This window comes from Cupriavidus sp. 05N40 (genome assembly GCF_056397305.1).
This window is the reverse complement of record NZ_JBFTND010000135.1, coordinates 1-20810: the sequence shown is the minus strand read 5'-3', so window position 1 is coordinate 20810 and position 20810 is coordinate 1. Positions and strand designations below refer to the sequence as shown.

At 63.2% G+C, this 20810-nt stretch carries 14 protein-coding genes and 1 pseudogene; 8 read left to right on the top strand and 7 right to left on the bottom strand.

Going from position 1 to position 20810, the window contains the following annotated elements:
- Window positions 1–1223, bottom strand: a 1223-nt coding sequence (locus AC1DO7_RS27015) for a 2Fe-2S iron-sulfur cluster-binding protein (RefSeq protein ID WP_477116761.1), incomplete at its 3' end; no start/stop codon positions are given.
- 108 nt (window positions 1224–1331) lie between these two features.
- Window positions 1332–3053, bottom strand: coding sequence for a sigma-54 interaction domain-containing protein (locus AC1DO7_RS27010; protein WP_441623407.1), 1722 nt, complete (start codon window positions 3051–3053; stop codon window positions 1332–1334).
- A 205-nt stretch (window positions 3054–3258) separates the two neighbouring features.
- Here AC1DO7_RS27010 and AC1DO7_RS27005 point away from each other — a divergent pair, with 205 nt between their 5' ends.
- The 4 genes from AC1DO7_RS27005 to AC1DO7_RS26990 all read left to right on the top strand — a co-directional run bounded on the left by AC1DO7_RS27005 (window position 3259) and on the right by AC1DO7_RS26990 (window position 11843).
- Window positions 3259–4806 (top strand): acyl-CoA carboxylase subunit beta, encoded by a 1548-nt coding sequence (locus tag AC1DO7_RS27005; protein WP_477116760.1) that lies wholly within the window; start codon window positions 3259–3261, stop codon window positions 4804–4806.
- A gap of 130 nt (window positions 4807–4936) precedes the next feature.
- A complete protein-coding gene (locus AC1DO7_RS27000) occupies window positions 4937–8254 on the top strand; it encodes an acetyl-CoA carboxylase family protein (protein WP_441623426.1) in 3318 nt (1105 codons plus the stop codon).
- 43 nt (window positions 8255–8297) lie between these two features.
- Window positions 8298–10769, top strand: coding sequence for a CaiB/BaiF CoA-transferase family protein (locus tag AC1DO7_RS26995; RefSeq protein ID WP_477116759.1), 2472 nt, complete (start codon window positions 8298–8300; stop codon window positions 10767–10769).
- A gap of 63 nt (window positions 10770–10832) precedes the next feature.
- Window positions 10833–11843: a Bug family tripartite tricarboxylate transporter substrate binding protein gene (locus AC1DO7_RS26990; protein ID WP_441623424.1), complete on the top strand. Its 1011-nt coding sequence runs from the start codon at window positions 10833–10835 to the stop codon at window positions 11841–11843.
- Window positions 11844–11919: 76 nt separating this feature from the next.
- Here AC1DO7_RS26990 and hpnK read toward each other — a convergent pair whose 3' ends face one another.
- The 3 genes from hpnK to hpnI are packed head-to-tail and all read right to left on the bottom strand — an operon-like array spanning window position 11920 to window position 15412.
- Window positions 11920–12783: a hopanoid biosynthesis-associated protein HpnK gene (hpnK, locus tag AC1DO7_RS26985; RefSeq protein ID WP_441623401.1), complete on the bottom strand. Its 864-nt coding sequence runs from the start codon at window positions 12781–12783 to the stop codon at window positions 11920–11922.
- Window positions 12780–14201, bottom strand: a complete 1422-nt coding sequence (gene hpnJ / locus AC1DO7_RS26980; protein ID WP_441623399.1) for a hopanoid biosynthesis associated radical SAM protein HpnJ — start codon at window positions 14199–14201, stop codon at window positions 12780–12782. The genes hpnK and hpnJ overlap by 4 nt, the downstream gene beginning before the upstream one ends.
- A complete protein-coding gene (hpnI, locus tag AC1DO7_RS26975) occupies window positions 14198–15412 on the bottom strand; it encodes a bacteriohopanetetrol glucosamine biosynthesis glycosyltransferase HpnI (protein ID WP_441623397.1) in 1215 nt (404 codons plus the stop codon). The genes hpnJ and hpnI overlap by 4 nt, the downstream gene beginning before the upstream one ends.
- A 1128-nt stretch (window positions 15413–16540) precedes the next feature.
- Between hpnI and AC1DO7_RS26970 the strand changes: the two genes are divergently transcribed.
- The 3 genes from AC1DO7_RS26970 (at window position 16541) to AC1DO7_RS26960 (ending at window position 17939) form a co-directional block, all read left to right on the top strand.
- A complete protein-coding gene (locus AC1DO7_RS26970) occupies window positions 16541–16759 on the top strand; it encodes a hypothetical protein (RefSeq protein ID WP_441623395.1) in 219 nt (72 codons plus the stop codon).
- Window positions 16760–16915: 156 nt separating this feature from the next.
- Window positions 16916–17275: a hypothetical protein gene (locus tag AC1DO7_RS26965; RefSeq protein ID WP_441623393.1), complete on the top strand. Its 360-nt coding sequence runs from the start codon at window positions 16916–16918 to the stop codon at window positions 17273–17275.
- A gap of 61 nt (window positions 17276–17336) precedes the next feature.
- Window positions 17337–17939, top strand: a complete 603-nt coding sequence (locus AC1DO7_RS26960; RefSeq protein ID WP_441623391.1) for an HD domain-containing protein — start codon at window positions 17337–17339, stop codon at window positions 17937–17939.
- A gap of 539 nt (window positions 17940–18478) precedes the next feature.
- Here AC1DO7_RS26960 and AC1DO7_RS26955 read toward each other — a convergent pair.
- Window positions 18479–18906 (bottom strand): annotated as a pseudogene (locus tag AC1DO7_RS26955) (hypothetical protein).
- 371 nt (window positions 18907–19277) lie between these two features.
- Here AC1DO7_RS26955 and AC1DO7_RS26950 point away from each other — a divergent pair.
- Window positions 19278–20441 (top strand): AAA family ATPase, encoded by a 1164-nt coding sequence (locus AC1DO7_RS26950; RefSeq protein ID WP_441622729.1) that lies wholly within the window; start codon window positions 19278–19280, stop codon window positions 20439–20441.
- Between the two features lie 126 nt (window positions 20442–20567).
- On the opposite strand, the gene AC1DO7_RS26945 is transcribed toward AC1DO7_RS26950, so the two are convergent.
- On the bottom strand, window positions 20568–20810 hold a 243-nt coding region (locus AC1DO7_RS26945; RefSeq protein WP_477116758.1), incomplete at its 5' end, for an FCD domain-containing protein.

Here is a 20810-nt window from a genome sequence, read left to right as displayed (position 1 = left end):
CTCAAGAAACGACTGACCACGAACAGACTGTCGAACGGCAGTCGTGTCGCCGCAAGCTTTGTGGAATCCCGCATATCCACGAACATGAACGCCGCGAATTGCTCATGCGGCATGACGTCCCACTGGCGCCGTTGCAGGAAGGCCGTGGATGCAGCCGGTGGCACCAGTGGCCACACGGAGAGGTCGTGGGTCGGCCGCAACTGGCAGGCGAGGCGCACTGTCTGCGAATCCGCTCCCAGCCGCTCCAGAACGCGCCGCTCTGCCTCGCCCGGCGCGGGCAGCGGTACATCGCTGAGCACGCGTACCCGGCACAACGTGCATCGGGCGCGGCCGCCGCAGGCGCTGGCATGGGGAACGCCGGCCATGCGGCTGGCCTCGAGAACCGAAAATCCGAGCGGTGCGAACACCTTTCGCCCGTCCGGATACAGAACGCAGAGGCGCCCGATCCGGCGCTCCCGCGCAGTGCGCACCAGCCGCGCTGCGAGCACCAGCAGCAGCGCGCCACCATCGAAGAGCAAGAAGTCGTTGCGCAGCTCGGTGAGCCAGAGATTCTGCGGATCTGTTCCGACGATCGCCGGCCGGGTTGCCGCTGCGCGCCAGACGGGATCTCGTGCAAGCGCGATCACTTCGCGTCCGCCCTGCAGGAAGCCTAGCAGCGCGAGCACCGGGAGCAGCACCGCGACGCTCAGCAGCACGCTCCGCCACGCCGCAAACCATGGTTTCAGCCGCAACCAGAACCAGATGCCGTAACACCCGTGCAGCCAGGCGACCACCAACAGCGTCAGCTGCACACGACCGAAGAACGGTGAGGTGATCCAGAACGAGTACAGCAACTGTGCGTAACCCTTGTTCAGGCCGAACGCGGCAAAGGCGACCCGCGTATTGACGACATGGTTGGCTAGCAGCGGCGGTATGCACAAGCCCAGGACGAGCTGCGCCACCTCACCCGGCGTCCAGTTCAGCGAGCGCCGTTCGTATAGCGCCCACAGACCCAGGAAGAAATGCGTCACCAGCGCGCTGTACAGCACGGCCGTTCCGAGCCATCCCTGCCAGATGAACTTCTGCACAAGCAGATCACGCTCCAGCCACGCGAGCGAGATATTCCCCAGCGAGTGATTCAGGAGGTGCGTCCCTACGTAAGTGAACAACACCAAGCCGGTGGCCAGCCGGACCGATCGGACACCCGCCGGCCGCAATCGTTGAAGATAGGGGAAGCGCGACATGCCGACTCTCCAGGCTCGCGATGCGCTAGTCTTGCCAGTCTTGATTACCCATCCGCCGCCGAGCCTCGACCTGGCTCCACGCGGCCGGCAGGCAAGAATCCCGAGCGCTCATCGACCCGCTCCGCGTTCCAGGATCTTGTACAGATGYGATCGAGAGATCCGCAATTGCTCAGCTGCGCGCTTCTTGTTGCCACCATGCCGTGCTATGGCATCTAGCACCGCGGCATAGGCAAGCTCGCTCATTCCCGCAGCTGGCTCGCTCGATATGCGAGGCGCGGGTGGGGGGAACGGCGGATCGTCCGCTTCGATATCCTCGTACGCTTGCGCATGCTCTTGCGCCGGCGGGTGCGCGTTTGCCTGGCTTTCCATGCCCGATGGCGTGCGTGCCGATTCGCCGCGGGCAAAATCGCCCACGCGCAGCGTACGGCCATCGCAGAATACTAGCGCTTCCTCGATGCGCTGGCGCAACTGACGCACATTGCCGGGCCAAGGCTGGCTGGCCAGGTGGCGCGCCACGTCATGGTCGATTTTTGGCGTTGGCATTGTGTTGCGCGCGCAGAAGGCGTCGACGAAGTGCTGCAGCAGCGCGGGAATATCCTCGCGCCGCTGACGCAGGGCAGGGATGCGCAACACCACGCCACTGAGTCGGTAGTACAGGTCGAGGCGGAAGCGCCCGGCGTCGATGAGTGCCGTAATGTCGCGATTGGTGGCCGAGACCAGCCGGAAGTCGACATGCTGCGCGCGGCGGCTGCCAAGGCGTTCGACCATGTGGTCTTCGAGCACCCGCAGCAGCTTGACCTGCATTTCCATCGGAATGTCCGCGACTTCATCGAGAAAGACCGTACCGCCGGCCGCGAGTTCGAGCTTGCCCGCCTGCCCTTGGCGCTGGCTGCCGGTAAAGGCACCGGGCGCGTGGCCGAACAGTTCGGACTCGATCAGCGTCGCGGGGAGGGCCGCCAGATTGAGGCTGACCAGTGGCCGCCCGCTTGCCGGATCGTGGCCGGCGCCGTGAATGGCGCGGGCCACCAGTTCCTTGCCGGTCCCGCTTTCGCCGAGGATCAGCACCGGCACGTCCAGGCGTGCCACGGTCTGGATCTCCCGGCGCAAGCGCTGCATCGGCGCGCTTTCGCCGATCAAGCCAAGTGAGGATGGTCTTTCCCGCAGGCCGTGAAACTCGCGTTGGTAGCGCGCTACCTCAGAGCGCAGTTCGGATAACTCCTTGTGCATGCGAACAAGGGCTTCCGGTCCCTTGAACATCACTTGGCCGATAGCCCCGACCACTTCGCCCCCCTCGCGGATCGGGATGCGGTTGACCACACGGCTGGCGCCGTCCAGTTGCTGCAATTGCCCGATCTCAGCCTTTCCGCTAACCACTACCTGCGGCAACCGAGAGTTCGGAATAATGTCCGCCGCCGGGCGGCCAATGCCCGCACCGGTGGCCAGGCCCAGGAATTTCTCGTGGACCGGGCTGATAAAGCGCACCCGGCCATCCTTGTCGACCACGGTGATGGCCTGGTATGGGGCGTTCAGGAAGTAATCCAGGATTGCGCCCGCGAAGGGCACCATACCCAGGAAGTCGAACAGTACCGCCTGCGTGTCGGCGTGGTGCAAGAGGATCAGTTGTTGGTCGTCGTCTTCCAGGCACAGGCCGATGTAGCGCTGGTCGACGGCTTCAACTGGGAAAAGCCTGCGGCCATTGACGACATCCGTCGCGCGTTCGCATGCAGATACCGCCGCGTCCGCGATGGCGGGATTGGCACAGACACCGATCGCCGTCACCCGGATCCCATCGCGCATCCTCACCAGGACGCCAAGGGTGATTCCGTCCATACCGGCTTTTCGTGTTTTCCCTGAGGACACTGCGCGATTCCTGTTGTGCCCATGCTGCGGACACTGTGTGTAGCCAATGCGGACATCATAACGTCGCCGAATAAGAATCTCAATGAAATCAAGGGCAAAACGCGTGTCTTGGTGTTGGCACGACTCGTGCACATTGATGTCAGCAAGGACAACACCGAATCGACAGGAGAAAACCGTGAGCTGGCAGCCTGAAATCGACGAACTGGCCTACCGCCGGCGCCTCGCCGCCAAAATGGGCGGGGAAGGTAAGGTGGAACGCCACAAGGCGGCCGGCAAGCTGACCGTGCGCGAGCGCATCGGCGAGATTGCCGACCCCGGATCGTTCCGGGAAGTGGGGGGACTCAGTGGCAGCGGCCGCTACGACAGCAACGGGCGGCTGATGGACCTCCTCCCTTCCAACCTCGTGATGGGCCGCGCGCAGGTCGGCGGGCGGCCGGTTGTGCTGGTGGGGGACGATTTCACCGTGCGAGGCGGTGCCAACGACGGCGCGGTCGGTGACAAGCTAATCCACGCCGAGAGGATGGCGCACGACCTGCGTCTGCCGATGATCCGGCTGGTCGACGGCACCGGTGGCGGCGGATCGGTCCGCAATATCGAGATCAAGGGCCACACCTTGATTCCGACCATGAAGGTCTGGCAACACGTGGTGGAGAACATGTCCGCAGTGCCTGTGGTGTCCCTGGCATTGGGCTCCGTGACAGGCATGGGGGCGGCGCGTGTGGCAGCCAGCCATTATTCGGTGATGGTCAAGGAGACCTCCCAGCTGTTCAACGAGGGACCGTCGGTGGTCGCGCGCGTCGGGCAGAACCTGACCAAGAACGAACTGGGCGGCAGCCAGATCCATACCCGCAACGGCGTGGTGGACGACGAGGTTGCCACCGAGCAGGAGGCCTTCGCGCGCGCACGCCGGTTTCTATCCTACCTGCCGGCGTCCGTCCAGGATTTGCCTCCGCGGATCGAGCCGGCCGACGATCCGGCCCGTCGCGACGAATGGCTGCTGTCGGCGATTCCGCGCGACAGCCGTGCCGACTACAAGATCCGCCCCATCCTGCAGGCCTYGGTGGATGTCGATTCCTTTTTCGAGATCGGCATGAACTGGGGTCGTGCCATTGTCACCGCCATGGCCAGGCTGGATGGCTGGCCGGTGGCTGTGATCGCCAGCGATCCGTCCTTCCATGGTGGCGGCTGGGACAGCGCCAGCGCAGAGAAATTCACGCGTTTCGTCGATATGGCCCAAACCTTCCACCTGCCCGTGGTCAACCTTGTCGATACGCCCGGGTTCCAGGTCGGCCTGGAGGCCGAGAAGGCAGGCGTCATACGCTACGGAGTACGTGCGCTGGCAGCCGTCTATCAGACCACGGTGCCCTGGTGCTCCATCATCCTGCGGCGCGCGTACGGCGTGGCGGCAGCCGGCCATCAGCACATGGGGCGGTTCAATTTCCGCTATGCGTGGCCATCCGCCAACTGGGGCGCACAGCCGATCGAAGGCGGGCTGGACGTGGCCTACAAGGCCGAGATCGAAGGCGCCGACGATCCCGTGCAGAAGCGCGCCGAGATCGAGCAGCGCGTGCGCAGCCTGGCATCGCCGTTCCGCAGCGCCGAAGCCTTTGTCATCGAAGACATCATCGACCCGCGCGAGACGCGCGCGCTGCTGTGCGAGTTCGCCAACCTGGCGGCTCCGCTGCGCGAGCCCGGCATCAGCCGGTTTGGCATCCGGCCTTGAGCAGGCCGTGGCGCAAGGCCCTTGCGCGCCCGACTTCAATGCCACCTGCGGCCAGCCTGTCGGCCCTGCCAGCACCATCACCGCTCTGCGGGCACGACACCGACATCGAAATACAAACGAGGAGACTGAATTGAAAAAAATGTTGATCGCCAATCGAGGCGAGATTGCGTTGCGCGTCCTGCGCGCCGCACGCGACCTGGATATCGGAACGGTAGCGGTCTATTCGCAAGACGACGTTGAGTCGTTGCACCGAATACTGGCCGACGAGTCAGTTGCGCTCGAGGGCGCAGGCCCGTCTGCGTACATCGACATCGCGGGCATCATTGCCGCGGCAAAAGCAACCGGGTGCGATGCGATCCACCCGGGCTATGGCTTCCTGAGCGAGCGGGCCGATTTTGCCCAGGCATGTCATGACGCCGGTATCGGGTTCATCGGCCCCGCTGTCGAGCACCTTGCGCTGTTCGGGGACAAGGGGCGAGCGCTCGAACTGGCGGCGCAGAGCGACGTGCCGGTCATGCCGGCCACGCGAGGTGCTGCATCGCTCGAGGAAATCACCCGCTTCTTTGACGAGCAAGGCGGCGCGGGCGTCGTCATCAAGGCTGTCGGCGGCGGAGGCGGTCGTGGCATGCGCGTGGTCCGTCACCGCGAGGACCTGGCGCAAGCCTATGCGCGTTGCCGGTCCGAAGCGGCTTCCGCATTTGGCATCGATGCGCTGTACGCTGAACGGCTGGTCGGTCGAGCACGCCATATCGAAGTGCAGATCGCAGGCGACGGGGCCCATGTCATCGCCCTCGGCGAGCGCGACTGTACCTTGCAGCGCCGTTTCCAGAAGCTGGTGGAGATTGCCCCCAGCCCGGTACTCAGGCCCCAGCTGCGCGAGCAGATCATCAAGGCGGCACTCCGGCTGGCGCGCCGCGTGAACTATCTGAGCCTGGGCACCTTCGAGTTCCTGGTCGAGGAAACCGAGTCGGGCGAGCAGAGGGATTTCGTCTTTATCGAGGCCAATCCCCGCTTGCAGGTCGAGCACACCATCACCGAGCAAGTCACCGGAGTCGATCTTGTGGCGCTGCAGATCGGCCTGGCCGCGGGGCGCACCCTTGGCGATCTCGGCCTGGATCCCGCTTCGCCGCCGCAACCGAGGGGATACGCGATCCAGGTGCGTGTCAACGCGGAAATGACCGACGCGCAAGGTCTTGCGCGCCCGGCGCACGGTCGCCTGGAGCGCTTCGACCCGCCCTCGGGCCCCGACGTTCGCGTCGACACGCACGGCTACAGCGGCTATGAGCCGTCGCCCAACTTCGACACCTTGCTGGCAAAGCTGATTGTGAGCAGCACGACGCCGAAGTTCGACGCCGTCGTGCGGCGTCTGCAGCGCAGCCTTGCCGAATTCCGCATCGTCGGCGTGCCGACCAACCTGAACCTGCTGCGCGCCCTCGTGCAGCGCGATGACTTCCTTGCACAGAATGTGCATACCCGACACTTCGAGCGGATACTGCCGGAGCTGGCTGCATCGGCCGAAGCCATTGCGCAAGCCGGGCACGCGCAGGAAGCGCTGCTTGGGGGCACAGCCCGCCCAACGCAGGCGCTCGCGGCGCGGTTGCCCGATGCCGAAGAGGAGGTCGGTGAAGGGCTGGTGGCAATCCGCGCGCCGCTGACCGGCCGTGTGGTGGAAATCTCCGTCCGGCTGGACGATATCGTCCAGCCGGGGCAGACGGTCGCCGTGCTCGACGCCATGAAGATGGAGCATGCGATCGCCGCGGAATGTGGCGGCCGTGTGGTCGACCTGCGGCTGGAGAAAGGCGCCCTGACGTCCGAAGGCCAGGTCCTGATCGTGCTGGAGCAGGTCGAGGCCGACGGGGTAGCGGTGGTTGCCGCCCAGCAGTGCGATCCCCACGCGATCCGTGCAGACCTCCAGCGTGTGCTGGACCGGCATGCCTACCTGGCTGATGCCGCGCGGCCGGATGCCGTCGCGAAGCGCCGCTCGCGCGGGCAGCGCACGGCGCGGGAGAATCTCGCCGACCTGTGCGATCCGGATACCTTCGTCGAGTATGGCGCACTGGCGCTGGCGGCGCAGGCGTCTCGCCGCAGCCACCAGGACCTCATTGTCAACACCCCTGCGGATGGCCTGATCACCGGCATCGGCAACATCAACGGTGAGCTGGTCGGCAAGGAGCGGGCGCGCAGTGCGGTGATGGCGTATGACGCCACGGTGCTGGCCGGAACACAGGGCAAGCGAAACCATATCAAGACAGACCGCATCGTCGAGGTGGCGCTGCGTGATGAGCTACCCCTTGTGCTCTTTGCAGAGGGCGGTGGCGGGCGGCCCGGCGACGTGGACTTTCCGTCGGTGTCCGGGCTGTATCAGCCGTCGTTTGCCGCCTTCGCCGATCTTAGCGGACATGTCCCGGTCGTCGGCATCGCCTCGGGGCGCTGCTTCGCCGGCAATGCAGCCTTCCTGGGCTGTTGCGACGTCATCATCGCCGACAAGTCCGTCAACATTGGCATGGCAGGTCCGGCCATGATCGAAGGCGGTGGCCTCGGCATCTTCCGCCCCGAAGAAGTCGGGCCGGCATCGGTGCAGTTCGCCAATGGCGTGATCGATGTTCTGGTCGAGAACGAGGCGCAAGCCGTGCGGGCGGCAAAGCACTATCTGTCCATGTTCCAGGGGCGCGTGGCGCACTGGAGCGCGCCAGACGCATTGGACCTGCGCCATGTCGTACCCGAAAACCGGCTGCGTGTGTACGACATCCGCAAAGCGATCGAGGGCATCGCGGACATTGGCACTGTGTTGATGCTGCGCGGCGGGTTCGGGGCGGGCATCCACACGGCGCTGGCTCGGGTGGAGGGGCAACCGGTGGGCATCATGGCCAACAACCCGTATCACCTCGGCGGTGCCATCGATGCCGATGCCGCGGACAAGGCGGCGCGCTTCATGCAGCTTTGCGATGCGCACGGGCTGCCGATCGTATCGCTGATCGACACCCCGGGGTTCATGGTGGGGCCCGACATCGAGGCCCAAGCCCAGGTTCGCCACGTGTCGCGCATGTTCCTCACGGCCGCGAAGCTGCGCGTCGCCTTGCTGGCAGTGACCTTGCGCAAGGGCTATGGACTTGGCGCCATGGCCATGGCGGGCGGCGGCTTCCGCTCATCGAACTTCACCGTCTCCTGGCCGACCGGCGAGTTTGGTCCGATGGGCCTGGAAGGCGCTGTCAGGCTGGGCTTCAAGAAGGAGCTGGAGGCGGTTCCGGACGGGCCCGAGCGCAAGGCGCTGTTCGAGAAGCTGGTCGCACAGTCCTACGAGCGCGGCCACGCGATCAACACCGCAGCCGCGGTGGAGATCGATGCCGTGATCGACCCCGCCCAGACACGGAAATGGATCGTCCAGGGTATCGGATCTGCCGATGTGCGCAGCCGCAGGGAGCGCCGTGCGTTCATCGATGCATGGTAAGCGCCAGACCTGACGAATCCCCAAACAGAGCCAAGAGGTTTCCATGATCAACAATGGTCCTGACCCGTCGCAACTGGCGCTGGGTGGATTGCGCGTACTGGAGGTCGGCACCGGACCGGYGCTTGCGTACGCTGGCAAGTTGTTTGCCGATTTCGGTGCCGAGGTCATCAAGGCGGAAAGCCAGGCTGGCGACGCATGGCGGCAAATGCCGCCCATGGTCGGCGCCCCGGGCGCCGCGCAGCCGGAAAGCGCGCTTTTTGCCTGGTTGAATACCAACAAGCGCAGCGTCACCGCGGATGCCGGAAACGCCGAGGACACCGCGTGGCTGGCACAACTCGCGCGGACCTGCGATGTCGTGCTCGATGCCCGCGCCCTGAGCGAAGGTCCAGGCATCCTTGCCACGCCGGTCTGGGACGGGACGGCTGGCGAGCAGCGGGAGCACGCGCCGATCGAGGTGGCGCTCACCTGGTTCGGCGAGAGCGGRCCCTACAGTCAGTATGCCGGCGCCGAAGCCGTGTGCCGCGGGCTCGCCGGGGCCGTGCACGGCAGTGGCCCGATAGAAGGGCCGCCGCACATGCCACACGACGTGCATAGCGCAGTCGTTGTCGGGCTGGCCGCCTTCTCCGCCGCTGTCGCCGCCCTGATCGGAAGCGGGCAGGGCAGCCGCCGCTACGTGCTGAGCGCGCACGAGTGCATCTTCAGCGTGGTCGAGATGGAAGCGGGYATGGTGCAGGACAAGCGCCATCCGCTGCGGCGCCTTGGTGTCAACCGGTTTTGCGGCACGCATCCGGCCGGCATCTACCAGACCGCGCAGGGGTGGATTGGCATCTTCACGCACACGCTGCCACAGTGGAAGGCGCTGTGCGATGCCATCGGGCGCCCCGACCTGGCCAGCGACCCTCGCTTCGCCAATGGCCAGGAGCGGATGGCCCGGGCGGATGAGATCGACGAGTTGCTGACGACGGCATTCCTCACGAAGACAGCCCGGCAGTGGTTCAATATCCTCGGCGAAATGAAGCATCCAACGGTGATCGTGCCGACCATGGAGGCATTGCTCGGCCAGGAGGTGCATCGGCAGCGCAATGCGTTCGTCCCGGTCGATGCGGGCGGCGTCACGTTCGAAGGTCCCGTCGTGCCGCTGCGTCTCGATGCGGCGGGTCCGTTGCTGGGCGGGGCGGCTCCGGCAAAGGGGGCGCACGATGTCCACTATCGGACATCGGGCCTGGAGCACCGCCCCCGGCTGCAGCTCATGCGCACGACGCCGGAACGACAGCCGCTGCAAGGCATGCGCATCATTGATCTGACGATGGGGTGGGCGGGGCCGCTCGCGTCCCGGACACTGGCCGACTTTGGCGCGGAGATCATCAAGGTCGAAAGTACCGGCTACCCCGACTGGTGGCGCGGTGCCAATTTCACTGAAGAGTTCTATCGGGACCGGCTGTACGAGAAGAATTCCAACTTCAACCTGATGAACCGCAACAAGCTGGGCATCACCCTGGACCTGACGCGCCCGGAAGGAAAGGCGTTGCTGCTGCAGCTGGTGGAACGCGCGGACGCGGTCATCGAGAATTACTCCGCCGAGGTCCTGCCGAAGCTGGGGCTGGACTATGAGGCACTGCGGGCGAGGAATAGGCGGCTAGTCATGCTTTCGATGCCTGCATTCGGCCTCGGCAACGCGTGGAGCAATACGCGCGCTTACGGTGGCACGCTGGAGCAAGCCAGCGGCCTGCCTCTGTATACAGGGCACCCTGACGGGCCGCCGGCCATGACCTCGTACGCCTATGGCGATCCGATCGGCGGCCTGAACGCCGGGGCCGCGATCCTGCTGGCGCTGTTTGCGCAGCAAGCCACGGGTGAGGGGCGGCATATCAACCTGTCACAGGTCGAGGCCATGTTGCCGATGGCAGCGCCGTTCATCCTGGAGCAATCGACTTCCGGCGCCGTTGCTCCCCGTCAGGGTAATCGCCATCCAATGTGCATTCCGCATGGTTGCTTCCGTTGCGCAGGCGACGATGCGTGGATCGTCCTGACGGTGACTGACGCACGTTGGCCAGCCCTGTGCCGCGCAATCGGAAGGGCTGATCTCGCCGTCGATCCCCGGCTTGCGCAGGCATCGGGGCGGCGGACGGAGCAGGACAGGATTGACGAAGCGATCAAGTCCTGGTGCGTGGCCAGGGATCCTGAAAACGCAATGCGCCTGCTGCAACAGGCTGGGATCGCAGCCGGCGTCGTTCGTCCCATGTCGCAGGTGCTACAGGACAACCACCTGCATGCGCGCGGATTCTGGCGTGAAGTCGAACGCGCCCACATCGGCACGTATATGGCCAGCACCGCCTGGTTCCGGTCCGGAAAACAGCCCATGCCCATCCGGAACGTCGCGCCGACCTTGGGCGAACACACGGAAGCGGTGTTGACGCGCGTGCTTGGGCTAAGTCCACACCAGATCGCGGACCTGGAGCGACAAGGAATCACCGGTACGGTTGCGAAGCCGAAGCACGCGAAGGCAATGCCATAAGGCCAGCAAGTACTTCGAACACTATTACGACGAAACGGAGACGAAATGAACGAATACAAATGCATGCCGCGTTGCCATTCCAGTGCGAAAGCGGGAAAACTCAGCGTTGCGGCAGCCGCGCTGGCCGTCCTGGCGAGTGTGCTGTCCGGTCCGGCCGCAGCGCAGGCTGCCAGCTGGCCCAACAAGCCGATCAGGATGATCGTTCCATTCCCGGCGGGGTCATTCACCGACACCGTGGCGCGCATTGTTTCAGAGCGTCTCACCAGGTCTTTGGGGCAGCCCGTGGTCGTGGAGAACAAGGCGGGAGCGAACGGACTGATCGGTGTCGCCGAGGCTGCGAGGGCGGCGCCCGATGGGTATACCTTGCTGGTAACAAACTCCAGCAGCATTACCATCAACCCTCACATATACAAAAAGGGTAACTACAAGCCTAAAGATTTTTCTCCTGTCACCCTGGTCCTCGAAGCCCCGTTTATTCTGGTGACGAACCCGGAGTGGTCGCAGAAAAACTCAGTCGATTCGGTAAAAGAGCTGGTTCGATTCGCGACACAGAATCCCGGCAAGGTCAGCTATGGATCCGCAGGTCCAGGCAACATTGCGCACCTCAGTTTTGCCATGTTGAACAATAGGGCAAAGATCAAGACTACGCATATCCCGTATAAGTCAGCTGCGCAGGCAGAGATGGCTGTGATCAGCGGTGAACTGGATACCGCCTTTGATACCTGGGGCGCGCTGCCTCAGATCAAGGCGGGCAAGCTCAAGCCCATCGCCGTCAGTTCGTCGAAGCGAATGGCACAGTTGCCGGACGTGCCCACGCTGGAAGAGCTTGGCATCACGCCATTCAACGTGACTTTCTGGATCGGGATGCTTGCCCCGGCCGGCACGCCGCCGCAGATTGTCCAGAAACTCCATTCGGTCACAAATGGCGTCCTCGACGACGACAAGGCAAAAGCGGCGCTGGGCCAGCAAGGCGAGGTCGTCATGATCGATCCGGCGAATTTCGCGAAGCGCGTCGAGAAGGAAGACGTCAATTGGGGGGCTGTCATCCAGCGCGAAGGCATCTCGCTGGATTGAGTTGATCGTCAGATCAGGTCGGGGAACCGTGGCGAAGCCTTCCGCAGGATACGGCGCAACGGTTCCGCGGCTAAATTCACGTGGAGGGCTGCTTGCCGGAACCAAAGATATCGATGAACCCCCCTCTACGCGTGGCGGCGTGCCCCAGCGCCGCGCGCACGCGTGGCGATAGCAGGGCGGCGAGCTCATCGGCGTTCCGGTAGCCGTCCATCGTCGGCGAAACCGCCGAGCCGGACAAGCCGGCGGGGTGAAGGTAGATTTCCCCGACGCCGGGCGGCAGCGTCGCGAGGATGGATAGCATTGCCGCCTCGTCCATCCTGCCGCTTTGCTCCATGCCAACCACATAGTCGTTGTGGGCGATCCCGGCCGCATCGAGCCGCCACCGCAGCAGGCCCAGCCAGGGGCGCAGGAGCAGCGGGGCGTTGAGGTCGCTGGGCAGCCGCATRGCGCTCAAGCCGAACTCCCGGCCAATGCGCAGCACCAGCGTGAGCACGGTGGGGTGCAGGTGGAAATGCTTGTGGGTGTTGACGTGGTCAAGGGTCAGCCCGGTGGCGGCGAACGCTTCGAACTGTGCGCGGATCTCTGCGGCGAGCTGGCGCCGCACGCCGGGCAGGAAGAAGAAGCGGCATCCATCGCGCGCCATCGCCGAGCCAAAGCGCCCACCAGAGTCCACCAGGTCGGGAATGCGCTCTGGCGGCAGCGTGGCGAGGCCATCGGCCAACACGAGGTGCAGTCCCACGCGCAAGCCCGGCAGGGCGCGCGCGCGCCGCACCGCATCGGCCGCGGCGGGTGCGCCAACCATCAGGCTTGCCGCGTTGAGTACGCCGTCCTTGTGCGCCAGTTCGACGCCCGCATTGACACTGGGGTGCAGGCCGAAGTCATCGGCCGTGACGATCAGTGCCCGTTGCGACGCCTTGGTCTTCGCCTGTCGCCTGCTCATGCCTCGTGCGAGCGCAGGAAGCGGAAGAATTCCACACCTTCGCGCAGGCGTCGCTTCATCATCTCCCAGCTACCCAGCATCTCGCGCACGATCTCCCAGATCTTGCGCGGCCGGAAGTAGAAGCGCTTGTAGAAGACTTCGACGCCGTGATAAATATCCTCTTTCGACAGGTGTGGATAGCTGATCGCCGCCAGTTGCACGCCCTTGTCGTTGACCAGGTTGATCACCTTGTTCTCTTCCAGCCAACCGTTTTCCACTGCCTGCCGGTAGAGGGTGGTCCCGGGGTAGGGCGCGGCCAGCGAGACCTGGATCGTGTGCGGGTTGATCTCGGTGGCGTAGGCGATGGTCTTCTCGATGGTCTCCCGCGTCTCGCCCGGCAGGCCGAGGATAAACGTGCCGTGGATGATGATGCCGAGCTTGCGGCAGTCTTCGGTGAAGCGGCGCGCGATATCCGTGCGCAAGCCCTTCTTGATGTTCAGCAAGATCTGGTCGTCGCCGGATTCGTAGCCCACCAGCAGCAACCGCAGCCCGTTCTCCTTCATGATCTTCAGCGTGCTGTAGGGCACGTTTGCCTTGGCGTTGCAGGACCATGTCACGCCGAGCTTTCCCAGGCCCCGGGCGATCTCTTCCACGCGTGGCTTGAAGTCCGTGAAGGTGTCGTCGTCGAACATGATCGCCTTCACCTCGGGCATGTTCTCCTTGATCCACTTGACCTCGTCGATGACACTTTGAGGCGAGCGCGTGCGATAGCGGTGCCCGCCCACGGTCTGGGGCCAGAGGCAGAAGGTGCAGCGCGAGCGGCAGCCGCGCCCGGTGTAGATCGAGACGTAGGGATGCTTCAAGTAGCCGATGAAATAGTTCTCGATCGTCAGGTCGCGCTTGTAGACCGGGGCAACGAATGGCAGCGCGTCCATGTCCTCGATCATCGGCCGCGCGCCGTTGTGCTCCAGGGAGCCGTCCGGCAGCCGGTAGCTCAGGCCGGCGATGTCGCACAGCGGCTTGCCGGCGGCCACGTCCTGGCAGGTGTAGTCGAACTCTTCCCTGCACACGAAGTCGATTGCCGGGCTGGCGCCAAGCGTGCCGCCCGGATCGACGGCCGGCTTCGCGCCGACCATGCCGATAAGCACCCCTGGCCGCCGTGCCTTGAGCGCCTCCGCGAACCGGGCATCCATCGGAAAGGACGGCGTGCTGGTATGGATAATGACCAGTTCGTAGTCTGCGGCGATGTCCAGCGCGACCTCGGTGTGCATGCCCTCGGCGGGCGCATCCAGTACGCGGCTGCCGGGAACCAGCGCGGCGGACTGGGCGAGCCAGGTCGGGTACCAGAACGACTTGACCTCGCGCTTGGCCTGGTACCGTGAGCCCGCGCCGCCGTCAAAGCCATCGAAGGACGGAACCTGTAGAAACAGCGTTTTCATAGGGACCTTGGCGGGTGTCTGTCGGATCGGATCAGGGGCGATTGCGAGTCGGGCAGCCCATTCGCAGCGGGCTCGGCGCGCAGCGATCCCGATGGGACGCTCGTGGCGCCACGCCTGGGGGTGGGGGTATCGTGCAAGGGTAGCCACCGGTCGCGCCAGCATACCCGGGAGCCGGCCATGGCGGCACACCACACCGCGAGCAGTAAGGCGTCGCGCAATGGGGCGAGCAAAGCAGCCCCGGCTTCATGCGCGACTACGCTACGCGCCAGCGCGCCGACCAGCAGCGCCGTCAGCGTCACGGGTCGTGGAGACAGCCAGCAGCCCAGCAGGAGCATCGGCCACGTGAACGTCAGGAAGGTAAAAGCAAAGCCCACGGGATTCAGCGAACGGATAGTACGCATCCACCGCAGTTCGTGCGTCCACCATGCCCTCATGCTCGTTTCCGTCACATCGGTGCTGACCACAACGTCGGACAGGACCGTGCGCAGCCCGGACCGGCGCACCAGTTCGCCGAGCCAGAAGTCGTCGGCCAACCGGTTCGACAGCGCTGCGAATCCGCCGACGCGCTCGAGCGCATCGCGCCGCAGCGCGATGGTCGCGCCGAAGGAAAAGCGGCGGGAACCCCCGCGATGCGCGACGCGCACCGAGGGCGCGAACCAGTCGTCGATGAACCGCGCGCCGATGCGCGACCAGAAGCCAGCTACCGCGTTGCCATGGTACAGGCAGGTCACTACCCCGACGGCGGGGTTGGCCAGGGGTGCCGCCACGCGCGCGAGGTAGTCCGGGCCCACGGCAATGTCGCTGTCGGCGAGCACCAGCCAGTCGTGGTGCGCGCTCGGCCACAGGTTGATCAGGTTGCTGACCTTCAGGTTGGTGCCGTGGATACGAGAATCGACGACTACGTCAATGGCGCGGGCCGGATAGTCCGCTCGCAGCCGCTCGACGACGTCCAGTGCGGGGTCGTCCGGACGCTGCACACCGAACACGATCTGGTAGTCGGGATAGTCCTGCTGGCAAAGTGTCGCCAGGTTTTCAAAGAGCCTGGGCTCCGCCCCGCACAGCGGCTTGAGCACGCTGACCGGCTGCAAGTCAACGCCGTCCGGCGAAGCGTGGGAGGCAGGCGTGCCGTGACGGCTGATCCACGCCGCCGCCACGGCGTAGGCCGCACCAATCCATGCCACCACGGGACCCGCAAATGCGCACAGCGTCATTTGGCCACCTCCGCTCAGGTGCTCGAACCTCGGCCCAGATTGTATGGAAGAAGAATTAAGGAAAAATTAAGGCGGAATCTCCGGGATGCGGTTTTTATAAATAAGATTCGTTTGTATTAAATTTAAGTCAGGCAATGTATTAGATTGACAATCGTCAATTGTAAAATGCGCCCGGAAACCCGTTCTTTGCCAGTGGAGACAAGACCCGCTTCATCGATGCTAATGATCCATCCTGGCCAAATCAACTGTTATAAATACGAGGGTTGAGATAACCATTCTTATTTGCATTTTCAACTAGCCCTCGAGTTATCCGCGAGCCGGGGAGATCGCGGGAGTCGCAGGTGGCGAAAACAGCATGTGGATATGCCATTGCTCTCTTTGTCGGGCTGCATTTCCACCATGACAGCCGGGACTAATCAAACTGACCCGGAGGCGCCGGTCTCCAAGCGGAGAAGAGGATTGCCTGCGGTCAGGTTAGCGCGCTATGCCGAAATTTCGCAAAGGCACCAAGGGCTCTGAGAGACCGTTGCGATGATTATTGGCGGCGGGCGGCTGGCACCTGCAGAACGCGTGTCTGCCCTAAGCTCGGCTTTGCCCGGGAAGGATTTTTGCCGTAAAGCCTGGCAACGCTTGCGGGGTTTCACAAAAGTAAAAAAGATAGGGTCTGGCTGAGAACGCCTGTCGGGATGAACCGCAAGCGAGTTATTGCTTGGCTGCACAACTTAAAGAGATCGCTTCGAACGCCTTGGTCTCATCCATGAAACTTTCCGGGCAAGCGCTTGTTGCGCGCGGCGCTGTGAGTCCCAGCGCATCGTTGGAGGGTAGGGCGGGAGAGCGCGAATCGGGATTTCTCGTTCCGGCAGATCGCAGCCGAGTGTCTCGGGAGCAAGAACATGTACGTGCGGGAGAACAAGGTGTTGGTCGCCCACCTGGTCGCGCTTGGAGACTTGGGTGGAGGAGACGCCGACCGCCGGTTTCCGTGCCCACGGCGTGATCGAGGACGATTCCTTACGGACTGCTTGAGTTTCTGGGACAGTTGGCCTAGCATTTGCCCTGACTCACAGCAGTTTTACCCAGAGCCCGCCTTTTGCGGGCTTTCGCGTCTCCGGCCTACGAAAAGGAGTCGAGATGGCGAAAGGAAGGGCATACCGCCGCGCGCAAGTCGCACGGCTGAAGGTGTATCGGCGCAACTACCTCTGCGGCCTGCGCAACGAGCGGGAAATCGGCCGAGCCGTGTGGACGCCGACGCTGTGCAGTTGCTGGATGTGCGGCAACCCGCGCCGCCATATGGGCGAGCGGACGATCCAGGAGCGCCGGTTCATGCAGGAGCGTGTGGAGGAAGAATGACGCAAGCCCGCATGGTTCGCCCAACGGGCTCTTGGTTGTGGGGTGGCCCGACCAGTCGAGTCCGCAATCCTTCTCAGCCGCTCAAGTTAAAGAGCACAGATGCCCACATCTGTGCGGTATATTCGAACGATTAACATCACACTCAAGCACGAAGGCATGGACAAGAAATCGATTCGGGTATCGTATGTGGGGCTACCTGGCGACCTCAGTGTCCTCAAACTGAAGCGCTACCTGAGGGCAGCAATCGCCGATGTGGCTGCAGGTAGTGACAATGAAATCTTGCTGGTCAAGGTCCTGGTGCCGCAAGCGCTGGGCCTCAAAGCCGGGGAAAAGCTGTTCGACAAGATCCTGCAAGGCATTGTCGATAGCGATCCGAGGGTAAAAAGAGTGTCGGTCGAGTTCATTGATGGTGAAGTCACCCCCGAGAAGATCGCTGCGAGCGAGGCGCGAACGAAGAAGGAAATCGACGCCTATGGGCACTTGCTCGAAGAAGCGAACGATGACGACACTGCCTGACCAACGCTCGCATGGTGGCTGCTAGATTTCTTCCAGTGATCCTGAATTTTTTGTCTTCACCGTGAACCTTTCCAACCTGGAGCGCCAGCTCGTCTTTCTTCGAGAGATTGACCGGCTGAAGAGCGTCGTACGGATGTCGCCGCTGATCGATCGGTCGCGTCGAGAAAATAGTGCCGAACATTCCTGGCATCTCGCCATGTATGCGCTCGTACTGTCAGAGCATGCAGCAGCGCCTGTCGACGTGGTCCGCGTCGTGAAGATGCTCCTCCTCCACGATATCGTAGAGATCGATGCCGGCGATACGCCGTTCCATGATCCGTCGATGCATGCCGGTCAGGCGGAACGGGAACATCTGGCGGCGGAGCGGATTTTTTCTTTGCTGCCGGATGCGCAGGCCGCCGAGTTTCGCAATCTTTGGTCCGAGTTCGAAGCGGCGGAGAGCGACGATGCGAAATTCGCCAAAGCGTTGGATCGCTTCCAGCCGTTGCTCCATAACGTCGCAACGGACGGTGGTACCTGGGCCGCGCATCAGCTCAATGAAGAACAGGTCTTTGCACGTTACGGGCCGCCCATACAGCGTGGCGCGCCAGCCCTCTGGGAGGAGGCCGCCAGGCTCGTACAAGAACATTTCAGCAATCCACCTGCCGAGAAATCTGGTCCTTGAAGGGGGCTCGGCGATGATTGCGCCTGTTGCTGGTGGGCATGCTGGCGCCACGCACCCGTTGCAGAGAGTCCTGAGTTTAGAGAACGCAGAATAAGTTCTGACAGTTCACGCGGTGTGCGTGACCCTGGCGGGCTGTTCAATTTGGAAGCAAGCGCTGATGATCTTGGGCTTGCTTCGTCGCCGCCTGGATGAGCCAGACTCGCGCGGTCGCATAGGCGGGGGACCGCCTGCCGGCGGCAAGAAGCATCCTGACGGGAATTCGAGCGCGGCCCGCCAGGGCAGGGCGCTCAAGCAGGACCAGCAGCCTGGACAGCAGGCAAAAGAAAGCCCGCTTCGAGGCGGGCGCGAATCCCTTAGAAGAAAGGGAGGAGACGAATTAAGTATAAACCCTTATGCAAGCATTTGCAACCCAAGGGCATGCAACTCGGATACGGGCTGAGATGGCGGCCCCGCGGCTCTGCGATGAAAGGCGAGCCCGAGCTGGATCGTTTGCATGGTGCCTAAGGCTTCGCGAAGCTTCAGGCACGAACCGGAGGTGACTACTGCTCGATCACCGGCGCATGCACGGGCGCAATCGATTCGTGCGTGGTTGCCGTACGTTGCGCAGCCTTGTGCACCATCGTGTAGGCATAGTCGATACCCATGCCGTACGCGCCAGAATGTTCCTTGGCCAGGCCGGTYACGGCATCGTATGTGTCGCGGTTCTTCCAGTCGCGCTGCCATTCGAGCAKSACCTGCTGCCAGGTCACSGGCACCACGCCGGCCTGGRYCATGCGCTGCATSGCRTARTCGTGSGCTTCCTTGSTYGTGCCKCCCGARGCRTCKGCSACCATGTAGATCTCGTAGTYGCCTTCGAGCTGGTCTGGCGGTCCATCGACTGCACGCCAAAGGCCATCTGGGGCTGGTGGTCGATGACGATCAGCTGGCTGTTGCGCGGGGTCAGGACTTGCAGTTTGGCGTTCGACACGATGTTCTCCAATTAAGGTGATTCAATGATTTTGAGTTTTGTCCGGTAGCGCCTGGCTTGCTTCGTTGCCTTGTTGCGCTGTCCATGTGCAGAACTATAACCAGCGTCAGACCGCGGAAAGTGGCCCATCACTGTCATAGTTATTCAAAATATCTGAATATTGCGACGGCTGGCGGAAGAAGATTGGTCACTGGCCGCTTGTGGTCTGACAGACGGAAACGTGGCCGGCGCTGGCCCGCCAGCAAGTCGATCTGCGAGTGTGCAGGGAAGTGGGGGTTTGCGCGCTAATGAGCGCATTTTGGCCATCGTTTTACCGATAATTATTCGTGGACTATAATTATTCCGTACAAATAATTTGCCATAAATGCCCCATGACGAACATTTACAGGCGCCCGCAGCTTGCGGAACAGATGGCCAGGCAACTCCTCAATCCTGGTGTCCTGGATGAGGGGCTGCGGTCAGGGCTCTTCCTGTCCGGCTTGCGGCGCACAGGAAAAACCACGTTCCTGCAGAACGACCTCATCCCTGCTCTAGAGAATGGCGGGGCGATCGTGATCTACGTCGACCTCTGGAGCGACACTCAGCGAAGCCCGGCGGCGCTGATTCTGGAGGCGGTCAAGAAGGCGCTCAAGGACCTTGAGACCGCACCTGCATCGGCAACCAGAAAGCTGCGGCGCCTCACTGGGGCGGATGTCGGGGCGTTCGGCTTCAAGTTTGGCTTTAAGCTCGACAGCCTGGGCCAGCCCGGCGGAGCAACGCTCGCCCAGGCGCTGACGGAAGTAGTCGACCAGGCGAAGACCGATTTAGTGCTGATCGTTGATGAGGTGCAGCACGCCATCACCTCCGATGAGGGCAATCAGTTGTTGTTTGCCCTGAAAGCGGCGCGCGAGGCCATCAACCTCCGTCCGGATACGCCCGGCTACTTCCTGTTCGTCGGGACGGGGTCGCATCGAGCCTTGGTCAGCGAGTTGACGGCGCGACGCAATCAGGCCTTCGCTGGTGCCACGTCAGTTGCGTATCCGGTCCTGGACCAGGAATACGTCGCGTACCTGCTTGATCGCCTGGCTACGGAGGGATTCTCGTCACTGCCGTCATCCGACGTCGCTGTGAAGGCATTTCAGGCGCTCGGCAACCGCCCGGAAGAAATGATCAAGGCTCTGAGGCAACTACACTTTCACCTACCGGCTGGGGCCAACCCAGATGAGCACTTGCCGGTGATCGCCAACACGCTACGGTCGGCCGCCGCGGACATCGAGATCATGAAACTGGAGCAGCTTGGCAGCGTCCCGACAGCCGTCTTTGATCGGATCGCCTCGACAGAGGGCGACGCCCGAGGCCTGTTCTCTGGAGAGGCAGCGGCAAGCTACTCTAAAGCCGTCGGACGTGAGGTCAAGGTGGAAGAGGTTCAGCCAGTCATCAATGAACTACTGGCGACCAACCTGATCATGCGTAAGGGACATGGTATCTACGGCGTCACCGACCCCTTTGTCCAGGAGATCTGGCGCGAGCGGAAGTCCCTCGAAGGCAAGATCTAGTTCTGTCCGCAACGCCAAGCGCTGTCCGGCCAATAGGAGGGTCGGCCGCTAAATGCGTGCAGGATCACGAGCCGCGCCCCAGCGCGGCATATCAATACTTGTTAGGAATTGAGCCGAGAAGCTGGATTACCGCCGGTACTGCTGCGCTTCCAGGTATGCGTCACGGGATGGGAGAAGGTGGCCAGCACAAAGAGTGACGAGCGTGTCGATATCGCCCTCCTTAAGCGCTTCTATCATCAGCCAGTGTTCTTTGCGGGCCCGTTCTCTGTACTCAGCCGAAACAAGCGAGGCAAAGCGGATGGGGTGTGTCTGCCGCGCGAACTCAGAGATCGCCTTCTGCAGTGTGTTGTTGCTGCACAGGGCAAAGAG

Excerpts from the sequence above, each read along its gene's own strand:
- AC1DO7_RS26990 (WP_441623424.1), top strand. The coding sequence starts at position 10,833 with ATGCCGCGTTGCCATTCCAGTGCGAAAGCGGGAAAACTCAGCGTTGCG.
- hpnJ (WP_441623399.1), bottom strand. The coding sequence starts at position 14,201 with ATGAAAACGCTGTTTCTACAGGTTCCGTCCTTCGATGGCTTTGACGGC.
- hpnI (WP_441623397.1), bottom strand. The coding sequence starts at position 15,412 with ATGACGCTGTGCGCATTTGCGGGTCCCGTGGTGGCATGGATTGGTGCG.
- AC1DO7_RS26970 (WP_441623395.1), top strand. The coding sequence starts at position 16,541 with ATGGCGAAAGGAAGGGCATACCGCCGCGCGCAAGTCGCACGGCTGAAG.
- AC1DO7_RS26965 (WP_441623393.1), top strand. The coding sequence starts at position 16,916 with ATGGACAAGAAATCGATTCGGGTATCGTATGTGGGGCTACCTGGCGAC.
- AC1DO7_RS26950 (WP_441622729.1), top strand. The coding sequence starts at position 19,278 with ATGACGAACATTTACAGGCGCCCGCAGCTTGCGGAACAGATGGCCAGG.